The organism is Ochrobactrum chromiisoli, assembly GCF_026241335.1.
Taxonomy (GTDB): domain Bacteria; phylum Pseudomonadota; class Alphaproteobacteria; order Rhizobiales; family Rhizobiaceae; genus Brucella; species Brucella chromiisoli.
On record NZ_JAPHAV010000005.1, the window covers coordinates 1 to 16,509 of the forward strand.

The following is a 16,509-nucleotide window of genomic DNA, read 5'->3' on the forward strand; positions in this document are numbered from 1 at the left end:
GTCATCCGCGCCTTCTTCAAAATGCAATGGGAAGCAATCTTCTGTCACAGACCGGATTATGGTAGATTGCAAGTCAGCGCGCAATTGCACAGTGAAATAGCACCGCCAACGGATATGCCCCGCTTACCTGCAATGACATGTGGGGACGAAAACTCGACACAAAACCATCAACATGAAACAATAGGGTTTATTCAGCTTTTTGAAAGTTAAACCCAGTTTTTATTTCACTGGTGTGACTGGCTCTAGAAGCCGTCTATCACGGTCTTTTCCGCTTTATAAGAAGCAAATAATACTTTGCCTTCCATTCGCAATCATATGTTGATTTGGTTACGATTGTCTAGTCCTAGAGCCGTTTTGACCCGAATTCCATTGCCCAAGGCAAAAAACATTCGGCCCCTGTTTGTGAGACGTATCGTTGAGTGCCCGGATACAAGCTCAGGCAAAAAGCCGCCTCCAAAGACCGACCGGCTTTGGTGATAATGCGCACCTCCTTTGAAGGCGGGACCTACCCTATAGATCTGACCGTTGTTCTTTATCTTGCCCCCAACCCAATTCTTAAACGTCCTCCTGTTGCTGCAGCGTCGCGCCTTTTTCGATATCGTTATCGCATAATGGCAATATGTTCGATGGATGAGATTGGTTCAGCATTCGCACAGGCAATGAAGTCGGTCCTCTTCGCACAGCTTACGTTTTGAATGCGCTGACACAATGTTGCCGGAGGAGATGACCCGCAAAATACGCTTTCACAGCAAGACGTCAGGAAACGCATTGCTAAAGAGCCCCAATCGAAGCGTTCCAATATCTTAACCAAATCCGATTGGCTGGTGATTCCTCCACAGCGGAACCGCAGAGCAGAGCTTGAGATTTGCTCAAACAAACGCCCATAAACGGGTATGCGTTGAACTGATTCCGATAGACTGCCGTCTATTTTCGACAAAAATCATAAGTTTCAATGTGATAGATGAAAACCGATTCGTAGGAAGGCAAACAATGAAATGGCTAAATTGCGTGGAGTAACGCTTTGTTAACAGAGCCTCTTGCGACAAAATAAGAATCGGACATAATGACGGTATTTAGGCGGTATTAGTTCCAGTGCCGTCACTAGGGACCTTAAGGTAATGAATATCGCAAATTCGACAGCACCGATGTCGTTCGACGACATGATATTGATGCAAGGGCGCGAAATATCGCACAAGCTCAATTTGCTGCGCCATGAAAACTTCCCTCCGGATGCGCGCAAGCAGTTGCGGCAATTTTCTATGGCTGAAGCTGCGTATTTTCTTGGTGTATCCCCGAGCAATCTCAAAAAGCTTCATCTGGAAGGCAAGGGCGTTGAGCCTACCATCCTTTCCGGCGGACGCAGAGCCTATTCTATCCAGCAGATGCAGGAACTGCGCCATTGGCTTGATCGAAATGGTCGTGCTGAGGTTAAGCGTTATGTACCGCATCGGCGCGGTGATGAGAAGCTCCAGGTCATTGGTGTTGTGAATTTCAAGGGCGGCTCGGGTAAAACAACGACTGCCGCGCATCTGGCGCAGCATCTTGCCCTCACCGGCCATCGTGTTCTGGCTATTGATCTGGATCCGCAGGCATCAATGTCAGCCTTGCATGGCATTCAGCCGGAACTCGACAATTTCCCCTCGCTCTATGAGGCCATTCGTTACGACTCCGAGCGCAAGCCGATCCGTGACATCATTCGTCAAACGAACTTTCCGGGACTTGATATCATTCCTGCAATGCTTGAGCTGCAGGAATATGAGTATGATACACCGCTTGCCATGCAAAACGGCGGGGAGGGTAAAACCTTTTTTAGCCGTATTGCCATGGCGCTGGCGGAGGTCGATCAGGATTACGACGTCGTTGTGATCGATTGTCCGCCGCAGCTTGGTTATCTCACGCTCACCGCCCTTTCAGCGGCAACGTCGGTTCTGATTACGGTTCATCCGCAAATGCTCGACCTCATGTCGATGTCGCAGTTTTTGCTGATGCTTGGCGATATTCTCAAGACCGTCCGTCAAGCAGGTGGTGCCGTGCATCTCGACTGGTTCCGATATCTGATCACCCGCTATGAGCCAACAGATGTGCCTCAGGCGCAGATGGTTGGCTTCATGCAAAGCATGCTGGCATCCCATATGCTCAAGCATCAAATGCTCAAATCAACGGCAATCTCGGATGCAGGCCTTACCAAGCAAACGCTTTACGAGGTTGAGCGCTCGTCCATGAACCGCGGAACTTATGATCGCGCCATGGAAGCCATGGAGCTGGTAAACTCGGAGATACGTGGGCTCATACATGAAGCCTGGGGACGTTAGACTGCCGTCTAATTTTGAAATAATGAAGTAAAATCAGTCTTATGCCTGGTTTGAGGATATGAGAATGGCACGAAAGAATATATTTGAAAGCGTCATGCGCCCGGAAGCAACGGAAGAACAGTCCGAAGCCCCCGTAGAAAGCGTGACTCGTCGTTTCGGTGCCGCAAAGTCTCTCTCCGCGTCTATTAACGAACTCGCAAAGCAGGCTGCACAAAAGCTGGATGGTGAAACGATCGTTGAACTGGACCCGGCGGTTCTCGATGTTTCTTTTATAGCGGACCGCCTGCAAGAAGCGAACGATCAGGAATATGCCGAGCTGCTGGAAGCCATTCGGGAAAGAGGGCAGGACAGTCCAATTCTTGTTCGCCCTCACCCGCAGACCAGCGGCCGCTATATGATCGTTTTCGGTCATCGCCGCGCCCGCGTCGCTCAAGAGCTCGGTATCAAGGTCAAGGCCGTCATCAAGCCACTGGAAGATCTTGAACATATTCTGAGCCAGGGGCAGGAAAATTCAGCCCGTGCTAATCTCAGCTTCATTGAACGCGTACTGTTTGCAGCGCGCCTTGAAGCGATGAATTTTGATCGCGAAGCGATACAGGCAGCCTTGTCGGTAGATTATCAGACCTTGTCGAAGATGCTGACAATCCCGCGGTCTATTCCCGAAGATATGCTGGTGGCCATTGGGCCTGCAAAGGGTATTGGACGGGATCGCTGGCTGGAATTGCGCAAGCTGATCGAAATGCCCAGCAAAGCGGATGCCGCGCGTGAACTGATCGCAACAGATGCTTTTAAAAATGCGCAGTCTGCCACACGCTTTGAGCAGCTCTATGGCTATTTGAAAGGGTCACGGCAAAACAAGCCTGTCACAAAGGCTGCTTCGCGCGCTGGAACCACATGGGCACCAGACGACAAGAGCATCAGTGTCGTGGTCAAAAAAACAGGTAAAACGGCCACACTGGCGCTTGGTGCCGCAAATGGACAACGTTTTGCTGAATGGATTTCCCGTAATCTCGATACGCTTTATGCGTCATTTCGGGATGAGGAAAAGTGAGTGCGTAAGCGTAATCCCAGTTCTGAAAAGCCCATAACCTATTTCAGAACTGGCCAGTATAAAGTTTTCATCGCATCGCCCAGATATCAAGAGGCAGTGCATTTAAAAAATTCAGGGAAACTTATCCCTGTCTTCTGAGTAGCGGGTAAGATTGAGTTGGATGCAAGTGATGGTCATTTGCACGAACGAACGAAAAGGAAACCGAAGCAAAAGAAAAAGGCCCCCAAACGTCGCCGCGTGGAAGCCCTTCTCATTGGTTTAGCAGCTAGAGAATCGCAAATCTACGAATCACTGTCAAGTGTAATTAGCGTCATTTTGGCGGTTGAATTTCTTTTGCCTTGTGGAAGGTGGAAGAAAATGGAGTCTCAATTCGGCTTGACGCCCTTTGGTCGTCAAAGGATGACTCATGCCTTGCTGACAATGCAGCAAAAGGCACGGGAAATTCCTGAAGGATCAGCTGTCGATAAATGGCAGCTTCATCGTTGGCTCTGCGAAGGCAAGAGCATTCTTGGTATCAGTGACCGCACGCTTGCAGTTCTTGCAGCGCTGCTATCCTTTTATCCTGAGAATATTTTGAGCGAAACCAATGGCCTCATTGTGTTTCCTTCCAACAAACAACTCGCCTTGCGCGCCCATGGCATGGCCGATGCAACCTTACGCAGACATCTTGCAGCGCTGGTCGATGCAGGTCTTGTTGCGCGCCAGGACAGCCCTAATGGCAAACGCTATGCCCGCCGTACGAAAACAGGCGATGTCAAACTTGCTTTTGGTTTCTCTCTTGCCCCACTGCTTGCACGCAAAGACGAAATTGAAGCCGCCGCCGAAAAAGTCAAAGCCGATAAGACCCTGCTACGCGAATTGCGTGAGCAGCTAACTTTGCTACGCCGCGATATAGCCAAAACACTTGAATATGCCGTCGAACAAAAACTGGACGGATCATGGACTGATATCAGTACAGTTTTCAGAACTGTCGTGGACACAATTCCGCGCCGTGCCAGTGCACAAGAACTGCTTGTTTTAATCAAGAAGCTGAATGAAATTTACGCCACTGTTGATAACGCTCTGAAAAACAACGAAAAAAATCAAAATATGAGCGGCAGAGAGTCTCAAAATGAGCGGCAATATTATGAATCAAAACCAGATTCCTATATTGATAGAACCGTTGCAAACATGAGAACTAAACAGTGTTCCTCAACTGACAAACCGTTACCAGAAAGGACTGTCTCGCTTGATTTCGTCCTACGAGCCTGTCCTGAAATAACATCCTATGCTCAACAACCGATTACTCAATGGCAGCATCTTGTAGATGCAACCGATAAAGTTCACGGGTTTATCGGCATCGATACCCGACTGCATCAATTCGCTCTGAAAATTTTAGGAAGAGAAAACACAGCCATTGTTATTGCTTATCTCCTACAGCGATATGGCGAAATTCGCTCCATCAGCGGTTATCTGCGTATCCTGGTGGAAAAGGCCGCTGAAGACGGATTTTCTGTAAGAGCTTTGATGAGCAGCGCTCTGCACGGCAGACATCGCGACATGCAAGCACAACTGCAATGAAAAAGGCGCCAGAGCTCTCCCTGACGCCCGACATAGACAAAAAAACTGCTTAAGACTGTGTGTCTATAACAGCCTTGTTATCGTCCTTGGTTTTGACCAGCGAAACCACAATACCAGCGCCCAGAATGGCAAAGGTAATACCAAGCGACCATGCTGGCGGGAATTTCTCCCAGCCCATCAGGTCTGCAATGAACATCTTGGAGCCAATGAAGATCAGCAGAATGGACAGTGCATATTTGAGATAGGCAAAACGATGCAGAATAGCCGACAAGGCAAAGAACAGCGCTCTGAGGCCAAGGATCGCAAAGATATTGGAGGTATAGACGATGAACGGATCGGTGGTGATTGTGAAAACAGCAGGCACTGAATCGACTGCGAAAATCAGATCAGCAAATTCGATCATGACCAGCGCCAGGAAAAGCGGCGTTGCAAAGCGCAGCATCTTACCCGTTTTGCCATCCTTGATACGCACGAAAAATGCATTGCCATGCAGCTCATCCGTCACACGCATGTGTTTGCGGGCAAAGCGAAGAAGCGGGTTACGGCTTAGATCAGGCTCTTCATCATCACCAGAGAAGAGCATCTTGATCCCTGTGCCAATCAGGAAGATCGCAAAGAGATAAAGAACCCAGTGATAATTTGCGACAATTGTGGCACCCAGACCGATCATGATGCCGCGCAGGATGATAACGCCAAGAATACCCCAGAACAGCACGCGATGCTGATATTTTCTCGGGATTGCAAAGAAGCTGAAGATCAGCGCAATGACAAAGATATTATCAAGCGCCAGCGTCTTTTCGACCACAAAGGCCGTGAGATACTGTGCTGTCGCCTCGCTGGTCATCTGCCACCAGACGAAACCGGAGAAAGCCAGGCCAAGCGTTATATAGAACGCTGACATTTTGAGGCTTTCGCCAATCTCGATCTCATGGTCTTCTTTGTTGAAGACACCAAGATCCAGCACCAGAAGTGCAAGAACAATGCCGATGAACACCAGCCACATCCAGAGCGGTGTTCCCATAAAGAGTGTTGTGAAAATTTCCATTTCCGACCTCTGTTTCATTTAACAAGGTCGGCGAGGATATGACCGGGCTGACCTCGAGCTTACTCGAAGTGGTCCGACATCACGGTTTCAAGGAAACCGCCAGAGGGGCCCGGTCCACACTGTTTAAATAGAAATCGAAAGTTTGGATTCAAGTCTCAAGAGATTTTTTTTCAGATTGAGTGCCCAGCCGAAAATCCTCATCGTCAAAAGCTTTGACGATCAGCTCTTTCGGGCATGTGTTCGCTATCATGCTGGCCAATAGAATTCGTGCCTGTCCGGGGCGCAGGGTTTGCGAATGGATCGCACCGGCTGTAACCAGATCAAAACCACCGCCACCGCCGCCATAGCCTGCCACCAGCACACCTGTTGGAACGCGGCTTGAAACCACGACCGGAATATTATGCTTTGAGCATTGCTTCACGGCTTCAACGATAGCCGCGTTGGCATTGCCTGAACCAAGCGCTGCAAGGATGATGCCATCTGTGCCTGCTTGTATGCTGGCCTGAATATGCAGATCATCACAGCCGGGATGAATGGCAACGATGTCGATACGTTTGCCAGCGACCGGCGCGGGGAGGTGAATGCCGTCGGGTGTTTTAAGCGCGCGCACCGATCTGAAAGCGTCAGCGTGGTCACTGCTGTATTTGAAAGCACCCCATGCAGGAACAATCCGGCCACCAAAGGCAATCACCACGCCCTTATCCCTGCTGGCAGGATCAGCGGCAAGGCGGATTGCTGTGGCCAGATTGGCAGGACCGTCAGCATCGGGATGATCAGCTGTAAATTGTGCGCCTGTGAAAATGACTGGCTTGGAAATATGCCGTTGCAGATGAACAAGAAGGGCGGTCTCTTCCATGGAATCCGTGCCATGAAGCACAACAATACCGCTGATTTGCGGGTCGTCGAGCTGCACTTGAACGGCATCGCTAATGGCCTGCATATCGATGAGCGTCAGGCTTGAAGAATCCTTGGCCATCAGATCAATTGCACGCAGGCTGGCATCACGCCCTGCAAGAGTTGCGAGCAGATCTCCGCCGTTCAGCGTCGGTGTGCTTGCCCCGTCTTCCCCGCGCTTGCTTGCAATAGTTCCACCGGTGGCGATAACCGCCACCAATGGTTGGAATTGCGTCTTATTCACTCTGCCCCTCACTTGTCAGCATGGCCCGCCTCGGCTGCGCGTTCGGCTGCCAGACGATAGATTCGGTCACGCAGACAATACCAGCCAATAACCAGCGCAGGTACAATGATAATCATCGAACCGATGGTATATGAGCCAATAGGGTAATCGAAAGCCATCAGCACCAGAACGCCGAACAAAAACAAAAGCGTGAGAATGCCGGTGTAAGGTGCGCCGAACATGCGGAAGTCCGGACGGGCGATTTCACCCTTGCGCGAAAGAGACCAAAGCTTGAGCTGGCACAGGATAATCACGCCCCAGGCGGTGATAATCCCCAGTGAAGCCAGATTAAGTGCAATCTCGAACGCTGCCGCCGGAACAAAGGCGTTGAGCACCACACCAAGCGCGGTCACTGCGGCGGTGACAGCGATGCCGCCATAGGGCACGCCATTTTTGTTCATTTTGGCAAGAGACGCAGGTGCTGAACCGGAAACAGCCATGGAGTGGAGAATGCGTCCGGTTGAGTAGAGACCGGCATTGAGGGATGACAGAACCGCAGTGAGAACCACAAGGTTCATGATAATATCAGCACCCTCGACGCCAATTTTACTGAAGAAGGTGACAAACGGGCTTTCTCCGCCCGAATAAAGCGTGTGAGGAAGCAGCATGGTGAGAAGCAGGACAGAACCGACATAGAAAACCAGCAAGCGGAAAACGACTGTTTTAATCGCGCCTGGCATGATCTTGCGTGGATCTTCTGTCTCGCCAGCCGTGGTGCCAATCAGCTCAATCGAGGCATAGGCAAACACGACACCTTGTATAATGACAAGTGCAGGCAATATCCCGTTGGGGAAGAAGCCGCCGCTCTCACGAATAAGATGGAAACCCGGCTGATGACCATCAATTGGTGTGCCGGTCACGACAAAATAAATGCCGACAATCAGGAAAATGACAAGCGAGAGCACTTTGACAAGGCTGAACCAGAATTCCAGCTCTCCAAAGACTTTGACCGAGAGCAGGTTCATCGAGAGCACAATGATGAGCGCGGTCATCGCAAACACCCACTGGTCAATGCCTTCGAGCCATGGAACATAATGCTTGAAGAAATTCATGTAGAGCGCGACAGCGGTCACGTCCGCAATCGATGTCATGGCCCAGTTGAGCCAGTACATCCACCCCGCTGCAAAAGCCATTTTTTCGCCGTAGAACTCGCGTGCATAGGAGACAAAAGAGCCGGAGCTCGGGCGATGCATGATCAACTCGCCAAGGGCGCGCAGTACCAGAAATGCGAAAAAGCCGCACACAGCATAAACAAGCACCAGTGAAGGGCCGGCCTGTTCCAGCCGTCCGCCCGCGCCAAGAAACAGACCCGTACCAATGGCACCGCCAATGGCAATCATCTGGATCTGACGTGGTTTAAGCGCTTTGTGATAGCCGCTGTCTTCTTCTTTGTAGACTTCACATTCAGATGGCGTCGCCTTGATAAATTCCGTTGTCATCGCTCCTCCCTGAGAGCCAGATTTTCTATGAAGAAATAGCTTTGATGAAATGCTTTCGACGATGGACCGTTGCGTTTTTGATATTCTGTAATGCTGTATGACAAATTTCTGAAGCTCTTAACGCATATCAGAAATCGGCAGTCAAGCAGGCGCGGGAGCGGATGTTTTTGATGAAATGCAGGGCGTGGGGCAGCTGGAACTTAGGGTCCACTGCGTCAATGTTATAAAAATTATACAGTAGATTCAGAATTTTAAATTCGGTTTTATGCCTTGGTATGCTCTGTCAGAACACGGCATAAATCACTCCGAGAACGAGCTGTTTTACATTATTTTTCTTTTGCAATAATCGTGGTCACAGCCAGTTCGACCTGTCCGAGATGGTTTTGCATGGCAAGCCGTGCCCGCTCCTGAGAGCCGGATTTGATCGCTTCGGCGATCTGGCGATGTTCAATATTGGACGCGGTGCGCCGACCAGCCATCAGATTGACGAGTTCCGACTGGCGCGAAAGGGCATCGCGCGCATCTGCTACGATATTGGCGAAAACCGTATTGCCGGAAGCTGTAGCAATCATGCTGTGAAATTCGGTGTCGAGAAGAACCCATTTATGAAGGTCCGTCTGCCTGTCCATGCGCTCACAAATATCCAGGATTTTTTCGATCTGATCCTGCGTATGGCGTGTTGCGGCCCAGCCTGCTGCGGGCACTTCAATAAACGGACGCGCCTCAATAAGATCACTCGCCGAATAGCCGCCATAACTTAATTCCGGGCCCGGTGAAGATTTCAGCACATAAGTGCCGCTTCCGGTGCGGGTGTGGGTGAGGCCGAGCGTTTGAAGCGAGCGCAGTGCTTCGCGCACGATTGGACGACTGACGCTGTATTTTTCCGCGAGCTTGGCTTCAGAGGGAAGCCGTATTCCGATCTGCAGGCGTCCGGTCGTTATGGCTGACCGTATATCCTCAAATACGATTTCAGCAGCATTTTTTCGGTTAACCGGCGTACTATTGGATACCCAGTCAATCATGATGCTCACTCCTCCGCTTTCACGCAACTTGTCTAACAGCTAGGCAATTTGTGAAATCAAGGCAACAGCTGTTTTAGGTATAATGCGGGTTGGCAAGCACATGTACAAAGGCGCAAAGCGGTTTTCGGGTAAGATGCAGGCTCATAGCGCGCTGCGATCTGATTGAAACGAAGTCTCACGTCATCTCGATAGAGCCTATGCGTTAAGAAAATATCAGCGTTGTAAGCTGTGATAGCGTCCTTGATGATAGATCAGAGGTTCGCCACTGCCGGTCACGATTTTGAGTGCGCGACCAATAACAATCGCATGGGTATGGCGCGTGATGACGTCTTCAACTTCGCAATCAATGGAAGCGAGTGCGCCTTTGAGCGCCAATGCACCGCTCGCAAGCCTGTACCATTCGGCGCCTTCATAGCGGCGCGCACCCTTTTCACCGTTCCGGCCTGCAAAACGATCGGCGATGGCCTGTTGCGCATCGGATAAAATATTGAGGCAGAAGCAACCTTCAGCATTGATTACCGGCCAGACAGATGCAGTGAGATTGATATTGACGATGATGGTGGGCGGTTCAACGGACAGTGCTGTCGCAGATGTCACCGTTGCCCCCGTTTTGGCTTCGCCGGTGCCAACACTCACAACACAGATGCCGGCAGCAAGCTGCCGCATCGCAGCTTTGAGTTCATCCGCTGTGGCCATTGCGCTGGGCGCATCGGGCGTTTCGAAATTCAGTCTGTTTGGATGTGCCATTATTCATGCCAACCGGAAAACCTGCGGGGCAGGCTTTCCGGCCTTTGTTTTGGGGAGGCGTATCGTGTCTATCTTATACCGGGTATCGGTGAGTATGGCTCATAGATACCCGGTTAAACTTGTGTGCTGCGTGAGCACCTTAGTGCCTTGGTGTCATGCCTGGCCGCGCAATATTGAGATGTTCGCGTAATGTCGAGCCACCATACTCTGTGCGGAAAAGCCCACGCTCCTGAAGGATCGGCACGACCTTTGTGTTGAAATCTTCAAGACCGCCGGGGAAATATGGAGGCATCACATTGAAGCCATCGGCAGCTTTGCCTTCAAACCATTCCTGCATCCGGTCGGCAATCTGCTCGGGCGTTCCAAGCACAATATGGTGGCCACGACCGGCCGCGACGCGAAGAGCAAGGTCACGGATGGTGAGATTCTCGCGGCGCGCCAGATCACGCAGAAGTTCTGCTCGGCTGCGAAGCTGATCAGAAATCGGCAGGTCGGGCAGGGGGCCGTCCAGATCATATTCGGCAAGGCTGTGGCCGATACGCTCTTCGAGAAGCGGCATGGCACTCTTGATATCTGTCCAGCGATTGAGTTCTTTCAGCTTTTCGGCAGCATCCTCGAAACTTTCGCCAATGATCGGCATGAAGCCCGGCATCACGGCAACGCTGTCGGCGTCCCGGCCTGCTTTGACCACGCGTTCTTTCAGGCCTGTATAGAATGCCTGTGCTTCCGGCAGGCTCTGCTGTGCTGTGAAAACAATATCCGCGATACGTGCCGCCAGATCCTGGCCTGGGCCGGACGATCCAGCCTGAATGAGCACCGGATGACCTTGCGGAGAACGCGGAATATTGAGCGGGCCCTGCACCGTGTAATATTTGCCGGCGTGATTGAGCACATGCAGCTTGTTCGGATCGGCATAGACGCCTTTTTCCTTGTCTTTGGGAAAAGCATCATCATCCCAGCTATCCCAAAGACCGCGCACGACATCGACGAATTCTTCAGCGACCGCATAGCGCTCATCATGTTCAGGATGGCTTTTGGAGAAGTTGTTTGCCGTACGGGCGTAGGATGTGGTGACGATGTTCCACGCGGCCCGTCCATGGCTCAAATGGTCAATGGACGCAAAGGCGCGGGCTGTGTGATAAGGCTCGCCATAGGTGGTCGAAGCGGTGGCTGCCAGCCCGATCTTGTCTGTGACCATGGCAAGTGCGGATAGCAAGGTCAGCGGCTCAAACCGCGCTACCATCGACGGATGCGCATCGACGCCGCTGGTCAGGCCATCGGCCAGAAATACCATGTCGAATTTCGCTTTTTCCGCTTCTTGTGTCACACGGCGCAGCAGATCAAAATTCTCGCTGCCCGCTTCCGCATCCGGGTGACGCCAGCCGGAAACATGGTGGCCAGCACCTTGCAGGAAAAGGCCGAGATGCATTTGTTTCTTGGTCATGTCTTTTACTCCGGGGATTGGTTGAGCCACGCGATAAGCTTTTGCAAGTCGTCTGCGCTGGTCATGGATTGGACGAGATCGGGTATGCCTGCAAAGCGCAGATCATCCTTTGTCGCATCTTTGAATTTGCCGGTTGGATCGCTGATACTCGGCAGACCATCGACACGCTTGGAAAGCATCGAGCCGTCTTTCAGCGTTACATCGATCATGACGAAGCGTGTTTTGGGATCGGGCGAGAGCCGCGCTGCGCGCTCGTCATGGTGTCGCGTTACTTTCGCTGCGAGCTGCGTGAGATCGGCATCGACCGGCCGCTCATCGAAATGCCCAATTGTCAGTTTTCCGTCCCGCAAAGCAGCCGCAAAAATATATTCCGGGCTGAACCGCGCATCAATGCCCGTCACAGGCTTGGTTGTCACCAGTGCGGCATCGCCTCCGGGGGGGAAGGTGATGGAAACGGAGGCGATCTGATCGGGTTGCAGCGCGTTTTCATGGCGCAAGGCTAAAGCGCCGACAGCAACCGGATGCGCCGCTGTACAGCAGGGGAACGCTTTCAGCGTCAGGCCCGGAACGATAATCTGCCATGGCGCACCCCAACCTTGGCTCACGCGGGATAGATCTTGCGCACCAAAGGCAAAGGCTTTGAAAAAGCCGTTTGCGTTGTCGATGAAATCCGGTGCACCGTGAAAGCCAGCTTCGGCCAGTCGGGCGGCCGTGAGACCGGCGCGCGCGGCAAATCCTGCATGAAGCGGCTTTGCGTCAAAGCCGAATTGCAGGCGAAGCCCTGCTGATTGTGTGGCCGCGAGACCAAGAGCAATGGCTGTGGTCGTCGCATCGAATTTGAGAAGATGCGCAATGGCTGCCGCAGCCCCGATGGTGCCGAGCGTTGCGGTCGCGTGAAAGCCGGTTTCATAGTGTTTTGTGCCCATGGCAAGGCCAAGGCGTGCCATGGTTTCCAGTCCGACAATGTAGGCGGCAATGAATCCGTGCGCGCTGACATTGCTTTCTGCGGCCACCGAAAGGAGTGCGGGAATGATTGCAATTGTCGGATGTCCGCGCACACTGCCATGCACATCGTCATAATCAAGCACATGGGCTGCATGACCATTGATCAGTGCTGCCGAAAAAGGATCGGCTTTTCCGCTCTGACCAATGAGCGCGACAGTGCCGCCCACACCCAGAACCTTGCTGACCAGAAGCGTGCTGCGATCATTTGCACCGCCAAGTGCGCAGGCAAGAAAATCAACAATTGCCGTGCGGGCAATCGCGATTGCATCGGGCGATGGTTTAGAGCCAACAATCGCCTGGCTTAAGGCTTTCGTTACATGATCTGTCATATCAGATGCCTTCACCGCCTTCATTGATGCGGTTTGCATTGCCACCAAGACCGTTCACGAACGCACGGATGCGCGGGTTTGTGGACTTGTAGAAAAGCTGCTCCGGCGTGCCGTGTTCGATGATGCGACCATTTTCCGTAAATACGATCGTGTCGCTGATTTCTTCGGCAAAACGCATCTCGTGGGTTACAAGAATGCTCGTCATGCCTTCATTGACCAGATCGCGAATGACCGACAGCACTTCGCCGACGGTTTCCGGATCAAGCGCGGAGGTGACTTCATCAAACAGCACCAGCTCCGGGCGCATGGCAAGCGCGCGGGCAATGGCGACACGCTGTTGCTGACCACCGGAAAGTTCGCCCGGATAGGCGTCGGTCTTATGTTCGAGCCGCACTTTTTTCAGCAGTTCTTTTGCGTGGCGCTCGGCTTCGGCTTTGGGCGTGCGCAGGATTTTGACCGGCGCAAGCGTGATGTTTTCAAGAACTGTCAGATGCGGGAACAGATTGAACTGTTGGAACACAATGCCGATGCGCTTGCGCAATTTAATGCGCTCGGCTTCGGTTTTAAGCGCATCCACGCGGGTTGCACCTACGGTGATCTTGCCTGATTGTGGGATCAGCAGACCATTGATGCAGCGCAGAATGGTCGATTTTCCCGAGCCTGATGGGCCGATAATCGAGACCGCATCGCCCTTGTTGATCTTGAGGTCGATGCCCTTGAGCACTTCATTCTGCCCGAAAGACAGATGAACGTTCTCCAGTTTGACCAATGTAGTTTTGGTGGTGTCGCTCATGTGAATTCCAGATCCTTGTCAGCGGGAGGAGAGCCGCTTTTCGAGCCGCTGTGTGAAGCGCGACACGGGATAGCAAAAGAGAAAGAACGCCATCAGCACACTCAGATAGATGATGACGGTGAAATCATTGCGCTGCACAGCGGTGCTGGCATCGGTTGCCGAATGCAGCAATTCATGCACGCCGACAAGCGAAGCGAGGGCCGTCCCCATGGTAATGGACGTATAAAGATTCATCCACGGTGGCAGCGAGCGCTTGATGCATTGTGGCAGAATGATCCAGCGCAGCGATTGCAGGCGCGAAAAGCCCAAGCCCTGTGCCGCTTCCCATTGCGCGGTCGGGATTGACTGGATAGAGCCGCGCGTAATTTCTGCAATATGTGCGCTTGCCGGGATCGCCAGGCCAACGACCGCCTTGATCCAGTCGGGGAAGGGGACATAATTGCCGAAAACCACCAGCTCGAACGGGAAAATATAGGTGGCGGCAAAGATCAGCACGAGATGCGGTGCATTGCGGAAAATCTGCACATAGGTGATTGCCGGTGCGCGGATGATTTTATAGGGCGCAAGCTCCATGATGCCGAGAATAATCCCCGCCAGCGAGCCAAGCGTGATGGCACAGATGCTGATGAGCACATTCATGGCAAAGCCTTTGCCAAGATAAGGCAGCCAGCTGAGCCAAATTTGTCCGAGCGACGGATCAATATAGAACCAGAACGCAACCGCAAGAATAATGGCCGTGAATGTGAGCGTTGCTGGCGAAAGCCTGAGGCCGGGCTTTTGTTCAATTGCGATCGTCATTGGCCATATCCCGGAATTGCAAGGCGTTTTTCAAACCAGTAGCCAAGGCGTGCGACGAAGAGATTGATGATGCTGAAAAACAAAAGAATGACCAGCATCAGTTCGACCACATTGTCACGCTGGGTCCAGATCAGGATCGACGCATAGGTGATTTCGCCCACGGCAATGGCCGACCCGACGGTGGACAGCTTGACCAGATTGACGAGATTATTGACGATTGCAGGCAGTGCGGTGCGGATTGCAAGCGGCAGTTCCACATAGATCAGCACCTGCAAAGAATTAAAACCGATGGCTCTGGCTGCTTCAATTGTTGTGCCGGGCACGGCTTCAATACCGCCGCGCAATGCTTCGGCGTGAAGAGCGGCACTATGCAGAGCCGTGATTGTTATCAGCCAGAAAAACGGTGTCAGGGGATTGTTCTGCGCGCCGCCAATTGCATTGGAAATCAGCATGTTGAGCACGAGAAATCCACACATGAGCTGAACGAGTGTCGGCGTATTGCGGGTGAGTTCGACATAGCCGCGCACTGGCACCGAAAGCCAGCGTTTGTTGGAGGTTAGCGCCCCTGCAAACAAAAAGCCGAAAAACAGACTGAGCGGAATCGTAATGATGACCAGTTCAAGCGTGGTGACCATGCCATGAAACCAGATCCCGCGTTCATAACTGCTGTTGAGAAATTCATAATTGAGGCCGATTGCGCCTGTCAGTTCGATAAAGCGCGAAATCAGAGCTTCTTCCATTGAAACTATCCGGTAATTTTCCGCAAACGCTCTGGAGATGCGGACGGATCGACCGCCCGCAAATCGTCTGGCCTGATAAAGTCGAAACTCACTGAGACTTGAGCTTGTTGTGCTCTTCTTCCAGATAGCTGAGGTTTGGCAGTCGGTTAGCCTTGGCGATCTCAATCATTTTTCCCGACGCATGCAGATCGCGGACGATCTTGTCGAGAGCTGCTTCGGTATCGTTTTCATCCTTCTTGAGCCAGATGACAGAATCCGATGGAATGAGGTCGGTTGGGGTAAGAAGACCGTAATCCTTCCATTCATCGGCGCGATCCTGAAGCAACAGGCCGAGTGTGCCGCTTACGTGCACCGAAACATCGCAATTGCCGCCCTTGAGTGCCAGAAGTGATTCCGGCTGGCTTGGCAGTGCTTTAACATTGGCACCATATTCCTCGGCCAGCGGCTGTGCATAATTGGAGCCTTGCGAAACGCAGGCGACCTTACCCTTGAGGTCTTTCCAGTCTTTGATACCACTGTCTTTACGACCAATGGCGGCACCACCCATGCGATCATAAGGCGTCTTTACATAACCCAGTGTTTTGGCGCGCTCTTCTGTATATTGCATGTTGGCGATCAGAATATCGACCTTGCCCTGCTGCAGAAATTGCACCCGGTTGGGCGGCGTGACAGTCTGCGTTGCAAGCTCTACGCCCAGCCCCTTTGCGAGTTCTTTGGCAATATCGATGTTGAGGCCCTTTTGTTCCTGCGTCTTGGGATCAATATAGCCAAAGGGCGCGCCCGAAAGGATGACGCCAACGGTTAGTTTGCCTTTGGCTTTGATACGATCCAGCGTTGCGTCCGCATGGGCGGAGACGGAGGTCGCAAGCGCCATGAGCGAGCCTGCAATGAGAGCTTTGGTAATGTTTTTGACGCTGAGGCGCATGGGGGAATTCCTTGGTTTAAGCTGGTGCGAATTTAAGGAAGCCACCCTCTCTTTACGACGAACAGAATTCCATTCCTGAAAACCAGGTTAGAATATCATTCTAATAAAGCGGAAACATGGAA

At 52.1% G+C, this 16,509-nt stretch carries 15 protein-coding genes; 4 read left to right on the forward strand and 11 right to left on the reverse strand.

From position 1 onward, the window contains the following. The 4 genes from OPR82_RS11750 to repC form a co-directional block, all read left to right on the forward strand. On the forward strand, positions 1–210 hold a 210-nt coding region (locus OPR82_RS11750; protein ID WP_265984970.1), incomplete at its 5' end, for a hypothetical protein. A gap of 908 nt (positions 211–1,118) precedes the next feature. After that, on the forward strand, positions 1,119–2,312 hold the full coding sequence (repA, locus tag OPR82_RS11755) for a plasmid partitioning protein RepA (protein ID WP_265984972.1): 1,194 nt from the start codon (positions 1,119–1,121) through the stop codon (positions 2,310–2,312). Positions 2,313–2,376: 64 nt separating this feature from the next. After that, positions 2,377–3,363 carry a plasmid partitioning protein RepB gene (repB, locus tag OPR82_RS11760; protein ID WP_265984974.1) on the forward strand — a complete coding sequence of 329 codons (987 nt, stop codon included), beginning with the start codon at positions 2,377–2,379 and terminating at the stop codon, positions 3,361–3,363. Positions 3,364–3,720: 357 nt separating this feature from the next. Then, entirely contained in the window at positions 3,721–4,923 is a 1,203-nt protein-coding gene (gene repC, locus OPR82_RS11765) for a plasmid replication protein RepC (protein WP_265985206.1), read from the forward strand. A gap of 49 nt (positions 4,924–4,972) precedes the next feature. On the opposite strand, the gene OPR82_RS11770 is transcribed toward repC, so the two are convergent. The 11 genes from OPR82_RS11770 to OPR82_RS11820 form a co-directional block, all read right to left on the reverse strand. Beyond that, complete coding sequence (locus OPR82_RS11770; protein ID WP_265984975.1) at positions 4,973–5,968, reverse strand: TerC family protein; 996 nt, start codon at positions 5,966–5,968, stop codon at positions 4,973–4,975. Positions 5,969–6,116: 148 nt separating this feature from the next. After that, the gene (locus tag OPR82_RS11775) at positions 6,117–7,106 is read right to left on the reverse strand and encodes an asparaginase (RefSeq protein ID WP_265984977.1); all 990 of its coding nucleotides are present in this window, start codon (positions 7,104–7,106) and stop codon (positions 6,117–6,119) included. A gap of 8 nt (positions 7,107–7,114) precedes the next feature. Next, a complete protein-coding gene (locus OPR82_RS11780; RefSeq protein ID WP_265984979.1) occupies positions 7,115–8,584 on the reverse strand; it encodes an amino acid permease in 1,470 nt (489 codons plus the stop codon). A 326-nt stretch (positions 8,585–8,910) separates the two neighbouring features. Beyond that, positions 8,911–9,606 (reverse strand): FadR/GntR family transcriptional regulator, encoded by a 696-nt coding sequence (locus OPR82_RS11785; RefSeq protein ID WP_265984981.1) that lies wholly within the window; start codon positions 9,604–9,606, stop codon positions 8,911–8,913. Positions 9,607–9,819: 213 nt separating this feature from the next. Beyond that, the gene (locus OPR82_RS11790) at positions 9,820–10,353 is read right to left on the reverse strand and encodes a flavin reductase family protein (RefSeq protein ID WP_265984982.1); all 534 of its coding nucleotides are present in this window, start codon (positions 10,351–10,353) and stop codon (positions 9,820–9,822) included. A 139-nt stretch (positions 10,354–10,492) separates the two neighbouring features. After that, positions 10,493–11,797 carry an LLM class flavin-dependent oxidoreductase gene (locus tag OPR82_RS11795; protein WP_265984983.1) on the reverse strand — a complete coding sequence of 435 codons (1,305 nt, stop codon included), beginning with the start codon at positions 11,795–11,797 and terminating at the stop codon, positions 10,493–10,495. Between the two features lie 5 nt (positions 11,798–11,802). Further along, positions 11,803–13,131 carry an MmgE/PrpD family protein gene (locus tag OPR82_RS11800; RefSeq protein WP_265984984.1) on the reverse strand — a complete coding sequence of 443 codons (1,329 nt, stop codon included), beginning with the start codon at positions 13,129–13,131 and terminating at the stop codon, positions 11,803–11,805. 1 nt (position 13,132) lies between these two features. Beyond that, positions 13,133–13,924: an amino acid ABC transporter ATP-binding protein gene (locus OPR82_RS11805; protein ID WP_323054550.1), complete on the reverse strand. Its 792-nt coding sequence runs from the start codon at positions 13,922–13,924 to the stop codon at positions 13,133–13,135. Between the two features lie 18 nt (positions 13,925–13,942). After that, the gene (locus OPR82_RS11810; protein ID WP_265984985.1) at positions 13,943–14,722 is read right to left on the reverse strand and encodes an amino acid ABC transporter permease; all 780 of its coding nucleotides are present in this window, start codon (positions 14,720–14,722) and stop codon (positions 13,943–13,945) included. Then, positions 14,719–15,462 carry an amino acid ABC transporter permease gene (locus tag OPR82_RS11815; protein WP_265984986.1) on the reverse strand — a complete coding sequence of 248 codons (744 nt, stop codon included), beginning with the start codon at positions 15,460–15,462 and terminating at the stop codon, positions 14,719–14,721. Before OPR82_RS11815 ends, OPR82_RS11810 begins: the two co-directional genes overlap by 4 nt. An 88-nt stretch (positions 15,463–15,550) precedes the next feature. Continuing rightward, the gene (locus tag OPR82_RS11820; RefSeq protein ID WP_396996850.1) at positions 15,551–16,336 is read right to left on the reverse strand and encodes a transporter substrate-binding domain-containing protein; all 786 of its coding nucleotides are present in this window, start codon (positions 16,334–16,336) and stop codon (positions 15,551–15,553) included. Positions 16,337–16,509: the final 173 nt, after the last annotated feature.